General features: G+C 50.1%; 17 protein-coding genes and 1 pseudogene. 9 read left to right on the top strand and 9 right to left on the bottom strand.

The genetic code is table 11. From position 1 onward, the window contains the following. Positions 1–132 precede the first annotated feature (132 nt). Entirely contained in the window at positions 133–1,071 is a 939-nt protein-coding gene (locus BLU85_RS22690) for a LysR substrate-binding domain-containing protein (RefSeq protein WP_092204665.1), read from the top strand. 112 nt (positions 1,072–1,183) lie between these two features. Here the strand turns inward: BLU85_RS22690 and BLU85_RS22685 are convergent, their stop codons facing one another. Together BLU85_RS22685 and BLU85_RS22680 are read right to left on the bottom strand one after the other, a co-directional pair. Beyond that, positions 1,184–2,131, bottom strand: coding sequence for a PDR/VanB family oxidoreductase (locus BLU85_RS22685; protein WP_092204613.1), 948 nt, complete (start codon positions 2,129–2,131; stop codon positions 1,184–1,186). 33 nt (positions 2,132–2,164) lie between these two features. Continuing rightward, positions 2,165–3,250, bottom strand: a complete 1,086-nt coding sequence (locus BLU85_RS22680; RefSeq protein ID WP_092204612.1) for an aromatic ring-hydroxylating dioxygenase subunit alpha — start codon at positions 3,248–3,250, stop codon at positions 2,165–2,167. Between the two features lie 251 nt (positions 3,251–3,501). Between BLU85_RS22680 and BLU85_RS22675 the strand changes: the two genes are divergently transcribed. Then, positions 3,502–3,954 (top strand): MarR family winged helix-turn-helix transcriptional regulator, encoded by a 453-nt coding sequence (locus BLU85_RS22675; protein ID WP_092204611.1) that lies wholly within the window; start codon positions 3,502–3,504, stop codon positions 3,952–3,954. Positions 3,955–4,027: 73 nt separating this feature from the next. On the opposite strand, the gene BLU85_RS22670 is transcribed toward BLU85_RS22675, so the two are convergent. The 3 genes from BLU85_RS22670 to BLU85_RS22660 form a co-directional block, all read right to left on the bottom strand. Continuing rightward, complete coding sequence (locus tag BLU85_RS22670; RefSeq protein WP_092204610.1) at positions 4,028–5,443, bottom strand: APC family permease; 1,416 nt, start codon at positions 5,441–5,443, stop codon at positions 4,028–4,030. A 312-nt stretch (positions 5,444–5,755) separates the two neighbouring features. Further along, positions 5,756–7,093 (bottom strand): aminotransferase family protein, encoded by a 1,338-nt coding sequence (locus BLU85_RS22665; RefSeq protein WP_092204609.1) that lies wholly within the window; start codon positions 7,091–7,093, stop codon positions 5,756–5,758. A 319-nt stretch (positions 7,094–7,412) separates the two neighbouring features. Then, a complete protein-coding gene (locus BLU85_RS22660; RefSeq protein ID WP_092204608.1) occupies positions 7,413–8,336 on the bottom strand; it encodes a LysR family transcriptional regulator in 924 nt (307 codons plus the stop codon). A gap of 9 nt (positions 8,337–8,345) precedes the next feature. Here BLU85_RS22660 and BLU85_RS30780 point away from each other — a divergent pair, with 9 nt between their 5' ends. Further along, a complete protein-coding gene (locus tag BLU85_RS30780; RefSeq protein ID WP_139208035.1) occupies positions 8,346–8,663 on the top strand; it encodes a hypothetical protein in 318 nt (105 codons plus the stop codon). 248 nt (positions 8,664–8,911) lie between these two features. Then, the gene (locus BLU85_RS22655; RefSeq protein WP_092204607.1) at positions 8,912–10,258 is read left to right on the top strand and encodes an aspartate aminotransferase family protein; all 1,347 of its coding nucleotides are present in this window, start codon (positions 8,912–8,914) and stop codon (positions 10,256–10,258) included. A 230-nt stretch (positions 10,259–10,488) separates the two neighbouring features. Here the strand turns inward: BLU85_RS22655 and BLU85_RS22650 are convergent, their stop codons facing one another. Both BLU85_RS22650 and BLU85_RS22645 read right to left on the bottom strand, forming a co-directional pair. Beyond that, positions 10,489–11,349, bottom strand: coding sequence for a fumarylacetoacetate hydrolase family protein (locus BLU85_RS22650; protein WP_092204606.1), 861 nt, complete (start codon positions 11,347–11,349; stop codon positions 10,489–10,491). Between the two features lie 44 nt (positions 11,350–11,393). Then, positions 11,394–12,812, bottom strand: a complete 1,419-nt coding sequence (locus BLU85_RS22645) for an APC family permease (protein ID WP_092204605.1) — start codon at positions 12,810–12,812, stop codon at positions 11,394–11,396. A 676-nt stretch (positions 12,813–13,488) separates the two neighbouring features. Here BLU85_RS22645 and BLU85_RS22635 point away from each other — a divergent pair. The 3 genes from BLU85_RS22635 to BLU85_RS22625 are packed head-to-tail and all read left to right on the top strand — an operon-like array spanning position 13,489 to position 15,668. Then, a complete protein-coding gene (locus tag BLU85_RS22635) occupies positions 13,489–14,265 on the top strand; it encodes an MBL fold metallo-hydrolase (RefSeq protein WP_092205091.1) in 777 nt (258 codons plus the stop codon). A gap of 31 nt (positions 14,266–14,296) precedes the next feature. Continuing rightward, positions 14,297–15,247, top strand: a complete 951-nt coding sequence (locus BLU85_RS22630; RefSeq protein WP_092205090.1) for a GlxA family transcriptional regulator — start codon at positions 14,297–14,299, stop codon at positions 15,245–15,247. Between the two features lie 19 nt (positions 15,248–15,266). Next, the gene (locus BLU85_RS22625; protein ID WP_092205089.1) at positions 15,267–15,668 is read left to right on the top strand and encodes an ester cyclase; all 402 of its coding nucleotides are present in this window, start codon (positions 15,267–15,269) and stop codon (positions 15,666–15,668) included. An 834-nt stretch (positions 15,669–16,502) separates the two neighbouring features. Here BLU85_RS22625 and BLU85_RS22615 read toward each other — a convergent pair. Continuing rightward, a pseudogene (locus BLU85_RS22615) lies at positions 16,503–17,204 on the bottom strand (mechanosensitive ion channel domain-containing protein); the annotation flags it as partial. Positions 17,205–17,397: 193 nt separating this feature from the next. Here BLU85_RS22615 and BLU85_RS22610 point away from each other — a divergent pair. After that, the gene (locus tag BLU85_RS22610) at positions 17,398–18,744 is read left to right on the top strand and encodes a DEAD/DEAH box helicase (protein WP_060738709.1); all 1,347 of its coding nucleotides are present in this window, start codon (positions 17,398–17,400) and stop codon (positions 18,742–18,744) included. A gap of 223 nt (positions 18,745–18,967) precedes the next feature. On the opposite strand, the gene BLU85_RS22605 is transcribed toward BLU85_RS22610, so the two are convergent. Continuing rightward, the gene (locus BLU85_RS22605; RefSeq protein ID WP_092205087.1) at positions 18,968–19,240 is read right to left on the bottom strand and encodes a hypothetical protein; all 273 of its coding nucleotides are present in this window, start codon (positions 19,238–19,240) and stop codon (positions 18,968–18,970) included. Between the two features lie 220 nt (positions 19,241–19,460). Here BLU85_RS22605 and BLU85_RS22600 point away from each other — a divergent pair, with 220 nt between their 5' ends. Continuing rightward, positions 19,461–21,950, top strand: a complete 2,490-nt coding sequence (locus BLU85_RS22600) for a PQQ-binding-like beta-propeller repeat protein (RefSeq protein WP_092205086.1) — start codon at positions 19,461–19,463, stop codon at positions 21,948–21,950. Positions 21,951–21,952 lie beyond the last annotated feature (2 nt).

Genomic DNA, 21,952 nt, shown 5'->3' with positions numbered 1-21,952 from the left:
TAGCGTGCGGCTGTGTTCGGTATGCATTCGCTACGCTATGCAACCGTATGCTCCGATTAAATAGGCTATGAGCCATTCTTGAATAATGATATTTTGAGATGTATCAATACGAATTTTGGTATAGGTGATATCGTGGATTGGACGCGTCGTTTACGAACCCGGCATCTCGAATTGCTGGTAAGGCTTGCCGAAACAGGAAGCCTCAGCGACACCGCACGTATGGCTCATACGACCCAGCCCGGGCTTTCAAAATGGCTTAAAGATTTGGAGGAGGACGCAGGATCTATTCTCTTTATCCGGCATGCCAGGGGAGTGAGTCCTACGGCACAGGGTCAACTCCTGGTCGACCACGCGCGTCGAATCATCAATGAGATGGATCGTGCACAGATCAACCTCAATGCAATGCAGGAAGGCAACACAGTAACGGTTTCTATCGGTACCTCGCCGGCATCCGCACCTAGTCTTGTCCCCGACGCAATTATGTATTTCTTAGAGTTGCATCCACGCGCCCAGGTATCCCTTCAGGAGGGAACGATGAACGTTCTGCTTGAGCGCCTGGAACAAGGGATGCTGGATATCGTCGTTGGCCGCGTAGACAGCTACGCGCCTCGCACCACGTTAAACAGTGAGATGCTCTTTCGGGAGCCAATGAGAGTTGTCGCGAGGCCTGACCACCCGCTGATCGGTCGTTCCGCACTGAGTTGGAGCGACCTATATCAATATGACTGGTTATTGTGGCCTCAAGGGACACCCATTCGCAGTCGCCTTGACTTGGCACTAAGCAGTGCCGGGTTAAAGCCATTGCCCTGCAGGATAGAGTCCTCGTCGCTTATGGCTAACCTTTGGCTCATGCAGAACAGCGATCTGCTTTCAATCGCATCGGGGCGGGTCGCTTCTCATTTTACAGGGCGTGGCCTGCTGCACGCGCTCAACTTTGAGTTGGATGCCGAAGGCTCGGTTGGCATGTGCTGGCGCGATGAGTCTCACCCGCAAAGTGTTGTGCTAGATCTGCTCGAAGCGTTACGTAAGGCTACAAAAGTGCCAATCCGTGGGACGCCTTCACTTGGGTGAGTTCTGTACAACGTTAGCAGATTGATGTGTAGATATTATTTCAATACTCGAATTATTAATAAGGAGCCTAAACCGACGATTAGACAGCGCACGGTTTAGGCCGTCTCATATATTACGGAAGCTCAAGCGTGATGCTGCCAGTTGCCCGTGAAACACATGCGCATAATTGCTTGTTATCATCTTTCTGGCGCGAGCTTAAAAAGACGTCGCGATGATCAAGCTCACCTTCAAGAGTAACAATGTCGACTAAGCACACACCGCACTCGCCTCGAAGGCAGCTGAATAAAGGTTCTGCACCTTGTTCATTCAGAACGTCAAGCAGTGTTTTATTGGCAGGAACCTCGATGTCGAGTCCTCTTGACGGGACAACTACTCTGAATAACTCTGATGGTTTAATGCCCGCGCCACCGAATGTTTCGAACCGAATTCTCTCAGCTTTTCGCTGATCCAGATTCCATGATTTCCTTATTGCTTCCATCATTGGTACTGGGCCGCACATGTATGCTTCACCGTTGGAATGCAATGGTGCGATAAGCTTACCGAAGTCCGCCTGGCCAGATTCGTTATCGGCAAAAACGCTTAGCTCCTCCGGAAATTCGCTCTCCATTTCCTTGATGAACGGCATCGACCTTCGCGAACGGCCAAGGTAAATAAAGCGAAATGGTAGCAAGCACTTCTTTAACAGGCGCGCCATGCCGATAATAGGAGTGACACCTATGCCTCCGGCGATGAGTAGGTATTCTGATGCTTGTAGAGACAGTTGAAAATGGTTTGCAGGAAGCGTGCACTCAAGTCGGTTTCCTACGGATAGAGAATGCATGTACTCCGATCCGCCTCGACTATTTACCAAGCGTCGTACAGCGATTGCCAGTGTGGTTTCATCTAATACTTTAACTACGGAGTATGAGCGTATTTCTACTCGGTCTCCTACGTGCACTTTTACATCAATATGGCTTCCAGGTTCAAATGGAGGCAGAGTGACATTAAACAAGAGGTGAAAAATTTTCACGTCTAGGTAGGAGTCGTCGATTTCTTTTATCACGGTTTCATACAGGTGCATTATTCTATCCTCAAGTAGTGATTTTTTAGACGTTTAAATGCCTACTTGGCGGAGTGGTATATTTTTTTGATGCGATTTGATGTATTCCGCATCTACCTGCTTTTCGATCAGCTTTCGGGCCCACATTGCACCAGTATCAATATTCAGAAAGTAAAACTCTCGTTCTGGATAGCGCTCAACTGCAAGCTGTTGAAGTTCCAAAACTGCTTTATCTTCTGCAAAAATACCGCGTACTGCCTCGCGCCATTCTGTTGTCAAACGCTGCGAGCTAAGGTTGTAGTTTCTTAGGAACGCCCAGAAGTAACGGCAAGTATTCTCGGTAACAGGGGTGACGCAGTGCAGGACAAAGCCCGTGATTCCCTGACTGCGATCCCCTTGGGGCGCACCGGTGCCAGTAGGCGCCACACCAACATCAATCGTCACTGTAGAAGGGGATTGGAAGGTGATTAACTGCCATCTATCCACATTGCCCGGCTTCCCAAGCTGTTTTCTGAAGAACGGCGGCGCATCAATGTCCAGCATCCACCGGGTGAGCTTGACGTCTTTATCACTGTGCTTAAGGCTGAAAGGAGCTTCCGCAACCGCATCATTACCGATGCTATTACCATGAACAAAAGTTTCGTGCGTGAGATCCATCAGGTTATCGATGAGCAGCTGATAATTACAATTCAAGTCTGTATAACCGCCGTCACCGGCCCATTCTTCATGTTCATTCTGGTGAAGGTCAGGGATAAGTGAAGCATCCGCTTTGGATGCTTCGCCCATCCAGATCCAAACGAACCGATGCTTTTCTACCAAGGGGTATGTTTTTACGCATGCTGCCGGGTTCAGCGTTTCTTGAGACGGCATGTGGGTGCATCGACCCTGATTGTTATAAACCAATCCATGATATCCGCAGCGCACCTCGTCATTAATCAAAGTACCGGATGAGAGTGGCAAAAGCCGGTGCCAACACGCGTCTTCTAGGGCAACAGGCACGCCATCTTTTTGCCGATAAAGAACCACACGCTGCCCGCAGATCTGCCTAGGTGACAGCTTATGCTCAAGCTCATAGTCCCATGTAGCGACGTACCAAGCATTCAGCGGGAAGGTAGGTTTGGGTTGCTCAATGTCGGACATTGTGACCTCCAGATATCTTATTTTTATGGATCGACCGTGGCAGCCAGCCCGTCATCGAGATGCGCTCGGACGGAATGGCTGCGGTGAAACTACCAGCGACGATTAGTACACTGATTGACAATCAGTATACTAATTGACTGGTTGGCTAGCAAAGTTTTTCGTATAGTACAATTTGTTCAAAAACTGCCCAGGCATTTAACAAAATAGCTTTGGGCGTAATGGAAAATTGATTAAAAACAAAAGGTTAGGAAATGCAGCTTTCAGATGATGAGCTTAGCCCTACGCTCGAAAGCGATCTCTATAGCCATCCCGGATACTTGATCCGACGAGCGCACCAGATCTCGGTTGCAAATTTTCATGATCGTTTTGGAAGGGGAGTCACACCTGTTCAGTACGCCGCCCTGCGGGCAGTACATGACAGTCCTGGTATGGATCAACTTTCTCTAGCGCAGAAGATTGCCTTAGATCCAACTACTACTGCGGGTATAGCATCAAGGCTGGAAGATAAGGGATGGTTATTGCGTGAAATACTACCGCGTCGACAGCGTAAACTATCGCTTACCGAAGCTGGCGAAGATTATCTTAAGCAGCTAATGCCTGGGGTAGCAGCTGTTAAGTATTCTGTTTTCGCTAAAATGGGGAAGGAGGATAGCGAAGAGTTTTTACGCTTGTTACGAAAGTTTGTGGAGGTGAACAGTCTTTAGGATGGGCTAATGCATACATAATTTGTGCTTGCGAATAAAAAGGAAGTGGGCTAGCCACTTCCAGTTTTTTTCATTAAATTATTGCGCTTTTTTGATCAATGCCTAGATACGTCCGTTTGCGGGTTCCGTTCAGAATCCCCAAACACGCGGCAATTGGTATTAGCCAAGGAAGGTAGCTTGCTAGACCTGAGTTTGCACCACTTAGTTCGGCAAAATTTGTGACGGCTAAATACGCTGCGACGCTTAAACCTATACCTCCAAGTGACGGCGCAACCAGCCCTTGCCAAAAGTATCCCTGCTTCGTTTTCCTAAAGTAAGCGATGACGGCAAATGCGCCCAAAGTCTGGAGAATCAAAATGCCAAAGGTTCCAACAGCAACCATCCACATGTACAGGTGCTTGATAGGATCTGCCTGGGCAATCATAAAAGCACCAATCAACGCCGCTGTGATGAAGGTAAGTGTAGCGCTCGCGATGTGTGGGCTATTATGTTTGATGTGGACTCGCTCCATTGCCTTAAATAGAAATTGGCTTCGGGCAAGCGAGAAAAAATATCTGCAGAGTGCATTGTGGAAAGACAGCAACACTGCGAATAAGCTCGTTACAGCAAGTAGCTGCATCAAAGCAGTAGACCATGCGCCTACAAACTTTGTATTTGCATTGAACACGAAGTTGACCAAGTCTGCGCCTGCTGCGCTCTGAACATCTTCACCTGAATAGGCGAGGCCTACACACCATGTTGTTAATGTATAAAAAACACCAATAAGTCCGATTGATATATACGTGGCCAAAGGGATGGTTTTACTTGGGTTTTTTGCTTCCTCTCCGTAAATGGTGGTGGACTCGAATCCGACAAAGCACGCGAATGCGAACATTAGGGCAACACCGATACCAGATAAATTTATATTCTGGGGGAGCAGGGTACCGAAATTCATTTCCGATACAGATGTATGCCAAAGCACGGCGGCGTCAAATATCACTAGGATGAAAACTTCCAAGATCATTAAGATACCCAACAATTTCGCCGAAATACCTACGTCCAGGTAGCCAAATACTGCCACTAATGCTACTGCAATTATGATGCTGACTTGCCAACTTACAGCTATTCCTGTGTAGCTCAAGATAAGCTCGGAATTAAAAGCTGCAAATGCTCCATAAATTCCGATTAGCATGCATGTATATGCGACTAACGCTACGCCTGATGCTGCATTGCCCGCGACCCGTCCGATACCTACTTTGACAAGCTCAGCGAAGCCACCTGCGCTCACGACATACTTGCTCATCGCGGCAAAGCCAATAGCGAACAAGAGGAGTATTAAGGAAGCGCAAAGATAAATCGCAGGCGCGCCCGCGCCGCCTACTGCAAAAACGGCTGGTGCTGCGCTTAGCGTTGCTCCCAATGGCGCGGCAGCTGCCACTACAAAAAAAACAATATCTGAAACTCCTAAGGAGTTTGATTTTAAATTATGTTTTTGTTCTTCGATTTGCATATTGACCTCTGCTCAAAATTTAGCCGTCGCACTTCACAGGCGCGCCAATGGTGCTAGGTGGCGCTAAAGTCCGCTTACTGTCTTTAGAATAATATTTCGGCTTCGTATGCCTTGCTTAAGCCGGTGAATCCAGTTTCCTATGATCAGAAAACCTAAATTTTGGCAGGAGATATTCAGTAAAATCATTTTCTTCACCATTATTGTTAATAGGTGTTTTTCGGTGTGAAAATGTGAGGCGGCCTGTTAGCGGCCTATCATATTTTTATATAAGGGGCAGTTTGAGGGCTTAGGGTTCTAAGCCCTCGCTTATTTTCAAACGGTGCCGTCAGGCTTGACTCGAGCCAAGACAGTGCAGACGGCTTCAACAACTCTGTCCGCCTCGTCTCTAGACATTGTCAAGGGGGGCGACATGCATAGGTTGGTAGAACTGGTGATTCGCACAATCACTCCTGTTTCTTCCCGGATGATATCTGGAAGAATCATTGCGGCATCTGGAAGCGGTTGGCGGGATTCTTTATCCGTAACTAGCTCAATCCCTATGCCCATGCCAGATTGCCGCACTTCACCCACGCATGGGTTGTCGCGCAGTACGCTGAACTGATCTGCGAAATAGGCGCCCATTTCGTTTGAGCGATCAATCAGCTTTTCATCTTCGAGAATCCGCAAGTTTTCCAAGGCAACAGCACACGCCACGGGGTGCCCACTGTAGGTGTAGCCCACAGGGTATCCATGCCCATCACGGACGGTGTCTGCAATTTCTTTGCTCATCACGACCGCCCCGAGCGGGATATAGCCACTCGAGATACCTTTAGCCGTAACCATGATGTCCGGGGTCACACCAAATTTTTGAGCAGCAAACCAACTGCCCGAACGACCGAAACCGGTTACGACCTCGTCGAAGATCAGCAGAATTCCATGCTTCTTCAAAACGGCTGACATACGGGGCCAATAATCCGCTGGTGGGATCACCATTCCCCCTACGCCCATAATTGGCTCAGCGATCATAGCGGCGATGTTATTTGCGCCAATCGACGAGATCGTTTTTTCGAGCTCTGCCACGCAGAAGTCGGTTGGGTCTTGCCCATCGTAGTAGTAAGTGCGGTACGCGCTTGGCTGCGACAAGTAAGCGACGTTCGGCAAGCCAGGGCCGGTACCCGCTCGCATTTCCGGGAAACCGGTGGCGGTACCTCCACCATACGCCATACCGTGATATGCGTGATTTCGAGAAAGAATCCAGGTGCGGTTTGGTTCGCCCTTCATATTGTGGTAATAGCGAGCAGTTTTGATTGCTGCGTCATCACCCTCTGAGCCTCCGCTGGTAAAAAAGCTCATGTCCAAGCCATCAGGCGTCAGGCTCGCAAGCTTCTCTGCTAGCTCAATTGCCCGCTCGTTTGAAAAGTCCCAAAAGCAAGTGAAGTATTCAAGCTGCTTCATTTGCTTAGCTGCAGCTTCAGCCATTTCCTCGCGACCATGGCCAATCTGTGCGAGCCACAGACCACCTGTTGCGTCCAGATACTCGCGCCCTTGAACGTCCCACAGCTTACAGCCTTTGCCACGGGAGAAAATTGTGCGCTGCATTTGATTGCTTGGGAGGTGGGGGTGAATCAGGTGGCGATGATCAGCCTGGATGAGTTTTTCAAAGGAATTCATGAGACTACCCTTTACCTGGTTGTTTACGGCAGATTCTTAGCTCCGCCTGTTATTCCAACGTGGTAGATAACTTTGCAGTGTCTGCGTTGTTCTTATCTGCTCACGTTGCATGCTTGAAACCGACAGGTCGATAATCAGCTGGGTAGGGTAGGTTATCAATGAGCGCGCACTGATCGATCAATCACGATTGGAGATCAGTGATTAAGTATTCGCGGGCTTTTCTTGCATGGAAGAGTGTTGAAGTCATTATTTTATGAAAAGTAAATAAAAGTGGGTATAAAAAAGCCCTCTCGAGGAGGGCTTGTTAGATTTATAGAATTTAAATGTTTATTCCTAATGCATGTGCCGCGCAGCTTCGTAACGCTCTGACAGCAGGGGTTCGGTTCCCATATAAGGTTGTTAGAGACATTGTGTTGGAAGATGCATCAGTCAATGGTATGTACTTAACTCCCGGATGCCTGCACACTTTGCTGAGCGAAGTGGGGAACGTATCGTACGCTCCACTGTATGCAACTGCGGTCAACACTTCTGGAATCGTTCTTACCCTAGCTGCAACGCGACTAGGCTCGTTTCTGATATCGGCAAGACTCCAGTACGCTATAAGGTCTGCAGGGGCTCCATCAGCAGGAATTGCAAACGGTTTATCCAAAAGATCCTTAACTGATAGACTTGAACATTCCGCCAAGTCGCTATTGTAAGGAACTACCGCAACGCGCGATTCTTCAAAAAGATCTACGTACTCCAGTCTCTCATCATAAGTGGGCAGGCGGATCAGGGCTACGTCGATGTTGCCGCTTATCAAGGATTGTATTTGATTTGTCATTTGGAGTTCGTGAAATACTAGCGATATATCAGGGTTAAGCTTTTTAAATAGCGAAAATAATCCATGCGTATGATCTGATGCTTGATCAGCGAAAAAACCTATTTTTAAAATCTTCCTGTTGCTTTCAGCAAGCTCTTTGCATTCAACGATACAATTATCCATATTGTCGAGAATCATTCGGGCTTGGTTAATAAACTTGTCACCTGCTTCCGTAAGGGTCACTCGTCTGTTGGCGCGATTGAATATTTTAAAGCCCAGTTCACTTTCGAGCTTGGATATTTGAGCGCTTAAACCAGACTGTGCAATATTCTCTATTTCTGCTGTTTTTCCAAAATGGAGAGTTTCGCCTAGTCTTACTGCGAGTAGTAGCTTTCGGGTGTCCATTGCCTTGCCCAATTCTGGGGATGTTGGCTTGATCATGCAAAATTCATGCAATCTTTGCGTAAGGAAGGTGTGCTTCAGGCCACGGCTCTAAAATGGACGTTCCATGAAATTCTCTGCTCTAAAAAAAAGGGCTATGCGCCATCTGCACGCAGTGCAAGCCCCTGCTGCATACTTTTGGAACACCTAGCGGTTCCAAACGTAACACCTGATGACCAAGGTTCCCTAACCGACAAACGCTTCGACGGTATGCTCTGGGACTACTATCTTTCGCTGATGTTACAAGCCGTTCTCAAGCGGCGGGACAATATTATTTGCCAACACCCTTTTTTGAAGCATGTCAATTCGCTTTCATACGCGATTTGATTTTTAACATCGATGTCGCGTAATTCGCTGCTAAAAAATTAATCATCAAAGGCGATCAATTAATATGAAAAGCGAGATTGCTTAATATTGGCTTTCGAAATTAAATAATTCAACGACGATTTGTTGTTAATGTATCCGTCAGATGATTGAGATAAGTTTGCCTGGCGTCGGTCGGGATCTGGCAGCAAGAGTTGTGCGTGGTAAGTGATAGTTAGTTGATTTTTAATTTATGAGGGATTGGAGTTGTTATGAAGCTTAGTTATGAGCAATCTATAAAGAATTTTTCCGAAGCTTTTCACTTGTCGAAAACTAAAACCCACGACGGTAAAAGTGTAATTCCCGGTGGCTTCAGTAGACGTACTTTTGGTTATGGCCCACACGCAATTTTCGCGGCTAAAGGGGATGCGCAGTACATTCACACGATTGAGGGGCGGAAATTATTAGACCTGAATAATAATTTTTCTACTAATGTGTTAGGTCATAACCATCCAGGAATCGTCCAGGCTATTCAAAAATTGCTTCCTGACGGCTTCTCCTTCGGAAACCCGACGGATCATGAATTGGAACTCGCTAGGCACTTATGTGAAAGAGTCGAATCGATTGAACAAATAAAATTTTTCTGCTCGGCAAGCGAGGCTTGTCTGAGCGCGATTCGTATTGCCCGTGGCTATACTGGTCGGAAGAAAATCGCTAAATTCGAGGGGGGCTATCATGGCTTCACAGACGACCTTGCCATCTCCGCACACCCAAACCCAAATAACTTTCCTGGGCCGGATTTCAATCCTAAATCATTACCGGACTCAGACGGTATTCCTTCGTATAAAAGCGAGCACGTAGTTGTTCTCATACAGAATGACTTCGATGCTTGCGAGAAAATTTTGCGAGGCAACAAGGATGACATTGCATGTTTAATCATGGAGCTGCAGTCAGGCGCTGGTGGCATCGTCGAACTCGATAAAGATTTTGTTCACAAGCTCAGGACTCTTACTGAAGAGCTCGGAATACTGTTGATTGTAGATGAAACAATCACTTTCAGAGCAGCATACGGTGGTCTTCAAAGTATATACAATATTAAGCCTGATATGACTGTGCTCGGGAAAATGATTGGTGGTGGGTTGCCAATCGGAGCCGTTGGCGGAAGTAAAAAAGTTTTTCGTGTGCTCGAAGATAATCAAGTAATAATCTCTGGTACACACCATGGCCATCCACTGGCTTCTGCAGCGGGAATAGCATGCCTGGAAGCTATGGACGTAAGCGCTTATCAACGGCTAAACGATATGGCTGGTAAAATAAAGCGTGAGCTAAATTCGTGGGCTGAATCGAAAAAATACCCATTTATCGTATTTGGGTCTTTTTCCGTTTTTGCGTATGTATTTACAAAGAAGCTCGGAGAAACGATTACAACACATCGCGATTATTGGCATAAGGTGGATGAAAATAGCATGAACATTTATGCCCTTGAGATGGCCACTCGCGGTTATTTTCCCGTGCATCGTGGTCAAGTTGGTTTAACCTTGCCTATGACTAATGAAGATGTGGACGGATACATCGAGACCACCAAAGAAATTATTTCACTTATCTACAGTGAGGATTAAAATCAGGTAAGTTGAGAAATCATTGCGGTCTCTAACTTGTGTCCTTTTAGGGCAGGCGCGCCTCCTTGACTAGAAATTTTTCTAGGGGGCGCGTTTTTTTGTGCTATTAGAAGGCTTATCGCTTGAGGTAATCTTTGATTTGAGTTTATTGACTTTACTGGGTCGAGAGTAAATTTTTGGTAAATTCAGACTATGGTGAACTGTAATTCACGCCCGTCATTGCAAAAAACTCAAGGTGCGTTGCGGACGCTGACCGTTAGGGTGCCGATCTGTGCAATATGTGCACTTACTACGTCGCCACCGCGAATTTCTCCGACGCCATGCGGAGTGCCGGTATAAATCAAATCCCCTGGTTCCAGCGTGTAAAATTTTGAAGCAAATTCGATCAGTTCGGCTACGTTCATAATTAGATCTTTGGTATTAGCGATCTGTCGATCCTCGTCGTTTACGGTGAGATGCATCGATAGGTCATGGGGGGTATCGACTTCATCTGAAGTCACAAGCCAGGGCCCTAGAACCGTATAGCTATCTAGGGACTTACGTAGGCTGCGCTCCTCTGGCCCACGGATTGTAATATCCAAGCCTACACTATATCCCGCGACATAGCTGAGTGCGTTGTCTGCACTAATATTTTTGCCGGACTTGCCAATGATGGCTACGAGTTCAATTTCATGATCTGTTCGGCGCTCGGGGAAGTTGATCGAGACTCCTTTGTTCTGACCTACCAAGGAGCTTGTGGCTTTTAGGAACAAACCAGTTTCTTGTATCTCCCTCACATGAGCTCTTGAAAAGGTTGCGGTATCTGCAATAGCTTCATTAAGGTGTGCAAGGTAATTTACTGGCGCCGCAATTATTTTTCCTGGATTCAAAACAGGTGAATGAAAATAAATTTCTGAAGTTTTATAATGCTTGGAGTTCTGTTTTATCGAGTTTATCTTAGGCTTCAGCTCCTCCAGTGCTGCAATATACAAGTCATAAGAAGGGAGTGGATAGCTTGGAGTTGCGATGCTCTCTAAGACGGCGCTTACATCAATCACATTATTGCCTTCAACTAAGCCAAGTTGTGAGTTGTTGAAAAAGCAAAGTTTCATTTTTTTTCCTAGGTGGTTAAGCAACTCTGGATTGAGCCAGTTAGTTATTCGCTCAGCGGCGCTACACTGCCAGTTTTAGGCGTTGAGGCCTTGCAAAGGCCATTTAGGTACCCAATCACCGCTGCCACTACAACCAACCAGGGAAGATGGGTGACTAAGCCTGTTTTCGCGCCAGTGAGCTCATCAAAATTAGCTACCGCTAGATAAACTACGACCGCCAAGCCCATGCCACCAATGCTTGATGCCACTATTCCTTGCCAGAAACCAATTTTCCTCGTCCTAATTGTGAATCCTATGACAGAAGCCGCACCGATTGTCTGGAGTACCAAAACGGTGAGAGTACCTATGCCGACCATCCACATGAATAGCTGCAGGATTGGATCGGCGTCGGCAATCGCGAAGACACCCACGATAAGCAGGCTCACAAAGGTTACGCATACGCTAGCGATATGAGGGCTGGAATGCTTCGGATGCACGTTACTAAGGCTTTTAGGCAAAAATTTCGACCGAGAAAGGGCGAAAGAGTATCGACATAAGGCGTTATGAAAGGAGAGCAGAACTGCGAAGATGCTGGTCAGCACCAGGATCTTCATGATCTTGGTAGACCATTCGCCTACGAACTTGGTGTTTGCGTCGAACACGAAATTTATCATGTTGGTCGATGCAGCATTTTGTACATTCATGTGCCCGTAAGCGAGGCCTAGGCTCCACATGGTGAAGGTATAGAAAACCCCGATAATTCCTATGGAAACGTAGGTCGCCATCGGGATGGTGCGTGAGGGGTCACTCGCTTCTTCTCCATAGATGGTCGTTGACTCGAACCCTACGAAGCAGCAAAAGGCGAACATCAGCGCAATACCGATACCTGGCGTTACTAAGGACGTCGGGATGAAAGTGCTAACTGTAAAGTCTGTTACCTCCGTCTGCGCGATGACCGCTATATCGAAGATTACTAGGATTAGCACCTCCAGAATCATTAACACTCCTAGCACTTTCGCGGACATGTTGACGTCGTGGTAGCCAAACAGTGCGATGACACCGATCACTACAACCACAACGATCCACCAGTCTACGTTTAACCCGAAGAGTGAGGACAGGGTGTCCACGCTGAATCCAGCGAACTGGCCGTAGATGCCTGTCAGCATTGCCACATAGGCAAACACAGCAATACCCGCAGCAGCGTTGCCAATGTTAGTGCCTAGGCCTTTAGTAGCCATTGCGGCGAAGCCTCCCGCGCTAACCACATGCTTGCTCATCGCTGCAAAACCAATTGCGAATAACAGAAGGATTACGGATGCCAAGAGGTAGACACCTGGTGCGCCGGCACCCGCACTCGCGAAAACGACTGGTGCGACACCTAGGGTGGCTCCAAGGGGCGCCGCAGCGGCGACGACAAAAAAGACGATATCGGCTACGCCAAGGGAAGCTGTTTTTAATTGTTGTTGTGACGATGCCCCTTGCATGAGGGCCTCCTTCTAGGATCAAAACGATTATGGTAAATCGGATTCTTCACGTAGCAACGCAGGCCGACAATCACAAAAACACGATCTCTTAATCTGTTCTCAAGATCAGTCCACTGACCGCTCTCATTTCACCCCTTGTCTTTTCTGATCGCTTGGGCCAGAGCAGTTGCTGCTTAGAAATCCTTCCAAAGGGTCGATCTGTTCCTTGATGCTTATTGATCCGCTATTCCAAGCGTAGGCTCTCTCACTCCAGTCAACGAAACGTGTTTCTACTCCCTTGAGTTGTCAGCGTTTTCATCGCAGTCATCATCCACTTTTGCAAACTACGTGGCGTCGTGATGCCGTCTTGATAGGCACAGGCACAGGCACAGGCACAGGCACAGGCACAGGCACAGGCACAGGCACAGGCACAGGCACTGGCAACTGCAACTACAACTGCAACAGCAACAGCAAGGGGGGGAGGGGGGCGGAAGGGCATAAAAGTAGACGCTGCTTCACGCGCGAGCTGTCAATGTGGTCTGACAAAAGCTTCGCATGCTGGGTATATACACCGCTAAAAGTTGGCCCAATGTCATCGGGGAATGCCCATTTGGCCACAGCAGTAGGAAGTCGCCACTCCTAAGATAACCTCACTAGCCACCTGAAGCGTCGAGTGGCAGCCTAGCGAGGAATGATTATGAAAATCCAACATGTGCGGAATGCGACAACCCTTGTCACCTTCGGCGGAAAAAAATTCCTGGTTGACCCTATGCTTTCTGATAAAGAATCTTTCGAAGGCTTCCCAGGTACTGCTCGATCAGAGATTCGAAACCCGATGGTGGCGCTCCCGTTATCTATCGACACCATCGTCGACGTTGATGCGGTCATCGTCACACACCTGCATCCCGACCACTGGGACGAAGTCGCGATCAACCGTGTGCCAAAGTCGCTCCCTTTCTTCGCTCAAAATGAGCATGATGCCGAGATCCTTCAAGCGCAAGGTTTCACGAATGTATCGGTGCTTTCAGATAACAGCTCGTTTTCTGGTGTTTCTTTGATTAAGACTCAAGGGCAGCACGGAAGTGATCGAGCTTACGAAAACCCGATGATGGCGGAAATTCTCGGTGACGCTGCGGGCGTTGTTTTCCAGCATCCCAGCGAAAAAACACTTTACTTGGTCGGGGACACCATCTGGCGTGATTCGGTGGAAGGTGATTACGAAAAATACGAGCCTGGGGTTGTAATTCTGAATGCAGGCTATGCGCATGCCCTTGGTTTTGGCCCAATCATCATGGGTAAGGAGGACGTTCTCAAAACCCATTTTGCGCTACCCGACGCCCAGATTGTTGCGGTTCATCTTGAAGCAATCAACCACTGCCTTCTAAGTCGAGATGAACTTAGGGAGTATGTTCATGCGAACCAAATCGATGCTTTCGTCAGCGTGCCTGCTGACGGGGAGAGTCTGAATTTTTAGGACTCTACTTAACGAACTAAAGGTAGAAAAGATGAAAAGGCTATCCGTTGCGATTGTGGTCACCCAAGACTTTAGCCCATTTCATTTGTCGGTACCTATGATCGTGTTCAGTGACGCCGTAACAGACGAAAAATATTTCGATCTGGTTCTGTGTTCTGAAAAAGTTGGTACTGTTACTTCTCCTGAGGGTTTTTCAGTCACCGTCACGGCTGACTACGGGGTGCTGCGCACGGCTGACATAGTTATTGTCCCTTTTTGGAGTCATCCAAGTGTTAGGCCAACAGAAGGGCTTTTGGAGGCGTTGGTCAACGCTAAAAAGCGTGATGCCGAAATTGTAGGTCTATGTTTAGGGTCTTATGTTCTTGCTTATGCCGGTATTTTGGACGGTTTGCGGGCTTCAACGCACTGGGAGTATGAGAAAAACTTTCAAGCGTCGTTTCCATTAGTGAAACTCGATGTGAACTCTCTATACGTTGACGATGAAAGTATTATCACTTCAGCTGGTACGGCAGCGGCATTGGATTGCTGTTTATACGTGATTCGTAAGAGGCTCGGGAGCGCGGTCGCGAATCAGATTGCACGACGAATGATTGTGCCACCGCACCGGGATGGCGGCCAGGCTCAATATATTGAACAGCCTATTCCCAGTAGTACCACGGATGAGCGCGTGAACAACCTTATCGACCACTTGATGAAGAATATTGATGCGGAGCTAAATATAGATTCTCTAGCAGAATACGTGTGTATGAGCCGTCGCAGCTTAACAAGACACTTTATGAAGGTTACAGGTGTAAGCGTCGGGAATTGGATTATCGCTGAGCGATTGCGCAGAAGCCAATTACTTTTGGAGTCTAGCAATTTGACCATAGAACAGATTGCCGAAAAGGTCGGATTTCAGTCCGCCATTACCTATCGCCAGCATTTCAAGTTAAAGTACAACGTCAGCCCTAGCGAGTGGCGTAAAACTTTTCAGGTTAGTTAGTTTTTTATACGGAGTTTATATGTGCGAAGCAGCTAATGCAGCCGTTGTTGAGAGGTTCTATCGTCTGATAGAAGAGAATAAGTATGATGAGGTGGCTGGCCTTTGCCATCCGGAATTTCGTTTTTATCCACAGCTAGACCAAGCTTTATCCGCGAATGAGTTCGTTGCTCAGGAAAAAGCTAATATGGATTCATGCCCGAATTTCACCATGCGTATCCACGAGATGTTCACCAAGGGTAACCAAGTGGCATGCTATGTGATATTCGAAGGTGTACATACCAAGCCTTTTCACGATCTACCGCCCACTGGGAATACTCTACGATTCTCGCTGATGTTTAAACTTTTGGTGGAAGATGGGTTGATCAAAGAAAAACGCGCTCATTATGACTCTCAGGACGTAGTTCGTCAGCTTAGTGCTTGAAGCCACTTGCAAAAGCGGATTAACCAACCTTCGGGTGCGCGAACGAGAGAGGACTAGGCGAAGGGTTCTGTGGGCGTTTGCCAGCTTCCATCCTGGTGATCCGAATGCCTCCGAACTCCTCACCATCCTTGATAGCCTCGACGTCCAAGAGCGAAACGATACCCACTGTAGCGATAAGCCACTCGAAGTCATTGAGGTTCGTAACTGCCACGTGGTGATGCGTCATAACTCCGGAGTCGACATCATCTTGGAGCGCGATATCCCGCTGTCCTGGCGAAAGCGCTTTCTGCAAGCGAGCATCGGATCAACCAGAATTCCTGTTGGGCCCTACGCCATAGACTGGGATAAATTTCTGACTGAGTGGGAGCGCGAGATGCAGCATCTGAAAAATCACCGAGCTTCACAGGCTGCTAACAGCTAGAACGGCTGGTTCGAGCGATGGCGGCGCAAACACAAGCAATCGGTTTAACAGCTGAAAATCGCAGCCACAAACAGGAGTAGCAAGGTGGAACTGCCTTCGTTTTTTATTGATTTTCCTCTCCAGCACTATTGCTCCTGCCCAATCCAAATTACCACTAGGTGATTGACTGATGCCATCAAGACGCTGGAGCTGCTTCGCTACCGTCTCTTTGGCTAACCGATTCACCTATTCGGGTTACCTCCTAAATGCCGAAGGAAGTGCTGAGTAGGCGTTAGCCACACCGAAGCCGTTGCTGACAGTCTGGGTGGAGGGATGAGAGCTTGGTACGGGGAGGAGGAAATCAGGATGAAATGGGGTTGTCCATTTTTGAGATTATCTACGGGTCAGAGTCAGTTTTTCATAACTCACGGGTGGTTCTGCACCTTCACCGTGTGCAGCGTGATATCCACCACATCACCGTCGGCGCCGACCTGGGGCATCTCGATCCAGTCGCCGACCCGCAGCATGTCATTGCTGGTCAGCTGCACGCTGGCGACGAATGACAGCAGGGTGTCCTTGTAGACCAACAGGATCACCGCCGACATCGCACCCAGGCCAGACAGCAGCAACAGCGGCGAACGGTCGATCAGCGTGGCGACGATGATGATCGCGCCAAACACATACAGCACCATCTTCGTCAGTTGCACGTAGCCCTTGATCGAGCGGGTACGCGCATGTTCGGTGCGGGCGTACACGTCCAGCAGGGCGCTGAGCAGGGCATTGAGGCTCAGCACCATGAACAGGATGGTGAACGCCAGGGCGACGTTGCCCAGGAAAATCATGCTGGTCTTGCTCAGTTCCGGCACCAGGTGCAGGCCGAACTGGATGATCAGTGATGGCGTCATCTGCGCCAGGCGATGGAAGACCTTGTTCTGGCGCAGGTCGTTGACCCAGTGCAGGGCCGGTTGGCGCCCGAGCAGTTTGGCCGCGTGCAGGATCAGGTAGCGCGCCACCCGTCCCAGCACCAGGGCGATGACCAGCAGCAACATCAGGGCGAGGCTGGAATGCAGGAGCGGGTGCTGGTCAAGGGCACCCCAGAGGTCTTGGATGTTGACCCAGAGTTGTTTGATGTCCATGGACGAAACGGTTCTTCTATAAAGACACGACGGGACGATTAGAGCATTTAAGCCCGGTCAAGTGACCGTCGATGACAAATCGGCTTATAAAAATGCACCGATTTACCGCCGTTTGTATAAAGAAACTCGGCCTTAGCGCTCGAAACCGTTACCCTATGCAGCTGTTTTTTTGTATTTCTTCGAGGTAGCACCCGTGTTTTCCCAATTCGCCCTGCACGAACGCCTGCTCAAAGCCGTGGCCGAGCTTAAATTTGTCGAGCCAACGCCGGTGCAGGCAGCGGCTATTCCGCTCGCGCTCCAGGGGCGTGACCTGCGGGTGACGGCGCAGACCGGCAGTGGCAAGACCGCCGCGTTCGTGCTGCCGATCCTCAACCGCCTGATCGGTCCGGCCAAGGTCCGCGTCAGCATCAAGACCCTGATCCTGCTGCCGACCCGCGAACTGGCCCAGCAGACCTTGAAGGAAGTGGAGCGCTTCTCGCAATTCACCTTCATCAAGTCCGGCCTGATCACCGGCGGCGAAGACTTCAAGGTCCAGGCCGCCATGTTGCGCAAGGTGCCGGACATCCTGATCGGCACGCCGGGGCGGATGATCGAGCAGTTGAACGCCGGCAATCTCGACCTCAAGGAAGTCGAAGTGCTGGTGCTGGACGAGGCCGATCGCATGCTGGACATGGGCTTTGCCGAAGACGTGCAGCGCCTGGTGGACGAATGCGTCAATCGCCAGCAAACCATGCTGTTCTCCGCCACCACCGGCGGTTCGGGCCTGCGCGAGATGATCGCCAAGGTGTTGAACAACCCTGAGCACTTGCAGCTCAACGCGGTCAGCCAACTGAATTCCACCACCCGCCAGCAGATCATTACCGCCGACCACAACCAGCACAAAGAACAGATCGTCAACTGGTTGCTGGCCAACGAAACCTACGAAAAAGCCATCGTGTTCACCAACACCCGGGCCATGGCCGACCGCATCTACGGTCGCCTGGTGGCCCAGGAATACAAGGCGTTCGTGCTGCACGGCGAGAAAGACCAGAAGGACCGCAAGCTGGCCATCGACCGCCTCAAGCAGGGCGGCGTGAAAATCCTCGTCGCCACCGATGTCGCCGCCCGCGGCCTGGACGTGGATGGCCTGGACATGGTCATCAACTTCGACATGCCCCGTAGCGGCGACGAATACGTGCACCGCATCGGTCGCACCGGCCGCGCCGGCAATGACGGCCTGGCGATTTCGCTGATCTGCCACGGCGACTGGAACCTGATGTCGAGCATCGAGCGCTACCTCAAGCAGAGCTTCGAGCGCCGCACCATCAAGGAAGTCAAAGGCACCTACGGCGGACCGAAAAAGGTCAAGGCCTCGGGCAAGGCCGTGGGTGTGAAAAAGAAAAAGGTCGACGCCAAGGGCGACAAGAAGAAAACCGGCGCCAAGGCCCCGACCAAGCGCAAGACCGCCAACCGCCCGAAGACCGACGCTCCGTCGCTGGTCAGCAAGGACGGCATGGCCCCGCTCAAGCGCCGCAAGCCAGAGGCGCCTGCGGCTGAGTGAAGCGGCGGTAGTGCTTCATGAAAAAACCGGACCTTGGGTCCGGTTTTTTTATGGGTGAAACTCAATCTGCAATTCGGCCAGGACCTGTGGCAAGGGGGATTTGTGGGAGCAAAGCTTGCTCGCGACACAGACGCCTCGATTTCTGAAAGACCGCATCGCCTTCATCGCGGGCAAGCCTTGCTCCCACAAATGTACCCTCGCCACAAAAGCAGGCTGTGGTTAATCACCCAGCCTTCTTCTCCGCCTGCTTCAACTCCTCCAGACGCTTATCGATCAACTGGCACTTATCCGGCAGATCCTTGCTGGCGGTCTCCAGGTTCATTGCCTGCAACTCATCATTGATTTCCTTGGCCTTGGCCGGATTCTGCTCGGTGAGCTTGGACACTTCCTGGGCCAGCTGTTCACGTTTGAGGGTGGCTTCGTCAGGCGTGCAAGCCCAGACGGGCAGGGCGCAGGTCAGGGTGGCTGCGAGGGTGAGTTTCAAGAGGGTTTTCATGGCAGGGCCTCGTATTCCTTGTTGGGCAGGTAATGGGTTGAGGCCGGTCTCGGGTGGAAAGTTCATTGGCCACCGTCCTGATGGCTTTCTTTTTCGTAATTCCCTCGCCGATATTAAACCGTCGTCTACCATGGAAAATGTGACAGGCGGCGCTGTACCTGCAACGCTGGAGTGTTCCTGTCAGATGTTGGATCTTCATTAACTCAAAGGAATGAAAGCGATGAACCTTAGAGCGATATCCAGTCGGCTGGTGTTGTGCCTGTGTAGTTTATTCGCGGTCTCATCAAGTTATGCAGAAAGTGTAGTCATCGCCACTCCGCAAAGAGGTGTGGGGATCGAAGTGGACGTATTCGACAGTCCTGATGCCCTCAATGGAAAACCGTCTGCAACCAGCAACGTGCCATCCACTTCGGTTGGGTTGTTTACCCCCGCGGTGCAATCGTTCAAAGGCAAGATGTATATGTTCTGGGTCAGCGATAGTGATACCGCTCATATCTATTTTTCCACTTCGGCGCAGGGAAATAACTGGTCTGCCCCACAGTCCGTCCCCGTCGCCAATATCTTGGGTAATGTTTCAGTCACGGTGTTCAAGCAAAAGCTGATACTGACCTTTACCGACCAGGCTCAAATAAATAGCATCAGTTCCGAAGATGGCATGACTTGGTCCGACGCTAGCCCTGTCACGGCCTCCAATGATGCGGCCTATAACAGTCCTGTGGTGTACAACGGACAATTGTTTGTCTTCTACTGCGAGGAGGACGACGACACGGTTTACTACGTGACCTCGGACGATGGTCTTCAGTGGAGCCAGCCAAATCTCGGGTTCAAGGCAAACGCTTACAGGGTCCTGAGCATAGTGCCGGTGGTCTATAACGGTGAACTGTTGCTTTACTACTCTTATGACGTTGGCCATTTGGCCGTGCGTGCTTACGACCGCAGTGCTCAGTGGGGCGATGAGCAAACGCTGTCGGGCATCGCCAATGAGCTTCTCCTGAGCCGTGCAACAATGATCGGCAACCGCATTTTCATCAGCAGTGGCACTAATACGTTTGCTTCAACCGACGGAGTCAACTGGAGCCCCTATTTTTCCAAGACGTTCCCCGGGGATTTGACGGGCGCGCCGGGGCTGGGCGTTTCCTATGCCATTACCACGAGCGATCTGACAGCAGACAACCCACAACTGCCTGCGGACCTGGCAACGGGTCTTAGCCATACCGACTATGCGACGTTCGCCTGGCGGAGTTTTTTCGCACTGAACAATACGGCCAAGACCCCGTTGCCGGCTAACCGTGGCGTCGGCAATCCCACCGGCAGCTTTGCCGATTCGGGCAAGGCCTCACAATCTCCCAATCCCTTGTTGTGGCAAACCTTCGCTCACCGTACCGAGCTGTTTCCGGCGGGAAAACAAAAAAACTCCGCTGGCGGTCCTATACGTCCGTTTGGTTCCGACCCGCAATACAGCTACATCAATTTCCCCACTGGGGCGCCCTTGGCGGCTGGCGCCACCTATGCTCATTACAACAATCTGGACGAGGCGACCCAGATAGGTCAGAACGCGATATTTTTCCCGGTCAACCCGCCGAATGCGGCGAAGACAGGAAACGACTATGCACCTTCAAACGACAGCCAGATCCTGTTCGAGGCCAAGGCGAACCCCGTCGTTTACGAATATGCGAAAGGCCTGACCAGTTTCCCGGATACTAATGTAGTGCTGCCCGACGGCGCGGTGGAGGTCAAGGCGGCATGGCGCAAGCTGGCAGACATTCCGGTACAGAATCGCGGGCGCTATCATACAGCGACGGTGGTGACCTACCAGGGCAAAGACGATGCGCCGGTGGCGCACAATGAAGACTACGCGCTGGTTGCCCTGCATATCATCCACAAGACGCCCAACTACCCGACCTTCATATTCGCCACGTTCGAGCATGAGGATGCCCTGACGTTGTCCGATGGCAAGTCGCCGAGCGGACTCTACTACATCGCCAATTACAACGAGATTGCCTACCCCGGTTCCGATACAAATCCCCCAACGGCCACTTTCTCTGACGGCAGCAAAACCCATACGGTTTCTTTACCGAAGGCGGGGCCAGTCGCCAATTCGAACCTCAATCCTCCCGTCTACTCCAACAGTAATGGAATCCCCGAGGGGCAGGCAGGCCCGATTCGTGTCGTTCAACCGCTGACCATTTATTCCGAAGTTGCGGCGGTGAACAACCAGGTCAAGCAACTCATGGATAGCAGCAGTGAGTTCGATAATTCGGTCTGGAAGCACTATCGGCTCAAAGGCGTGCAGGCCATCCCGTCGAGTACTCAAACCGATCCGGATTACTACCTGGCCAATATCATGGTCGAAAGCAGCCAGCCGGGGATTCAGCTGTTTCGTGGGAGCAACGTGTTCCCGATCCCGAATAACAACACCCTGACCAATGCGCGCAACCAGCCGAACATCAAGGTGCCGGTTTATGACCACAGCACCCAAAGCCTGACCATGGGCGGTTGCATGGGGTGTCACGGCATCGCCCAGAGCTCGCTGAAACAAGGTTTCAGCTTCCTGTTCGACGCGATCAATCCCACGTTCAACAACGGTGTTACCGGCTTTGCGGGCCCAGAGACCGTAGGCTTACCTGATCCGCGCACCATGAAGGCAAGGGCGCTGAAATATTCTTTCGGTCCTCGGAACACGGCAGCCGTTGAGGAGGCAAGCAAGTAGTC

This window comes from Pseudomonas sp. NFACC14 (assembly GCF_900106885.1).
GTDB lineage: Bacteria > Pseudomonadota > Gammaproteobacteria > Pseudomonadales > Pseudomonadaceae > Aquipseudomonas > Aquipseudomonas fluorescens_AA.
Note: the sequence above shows the minus strand (reverse complement) of the source record. Positions and strands in the feature narration are given on the sequence as shown.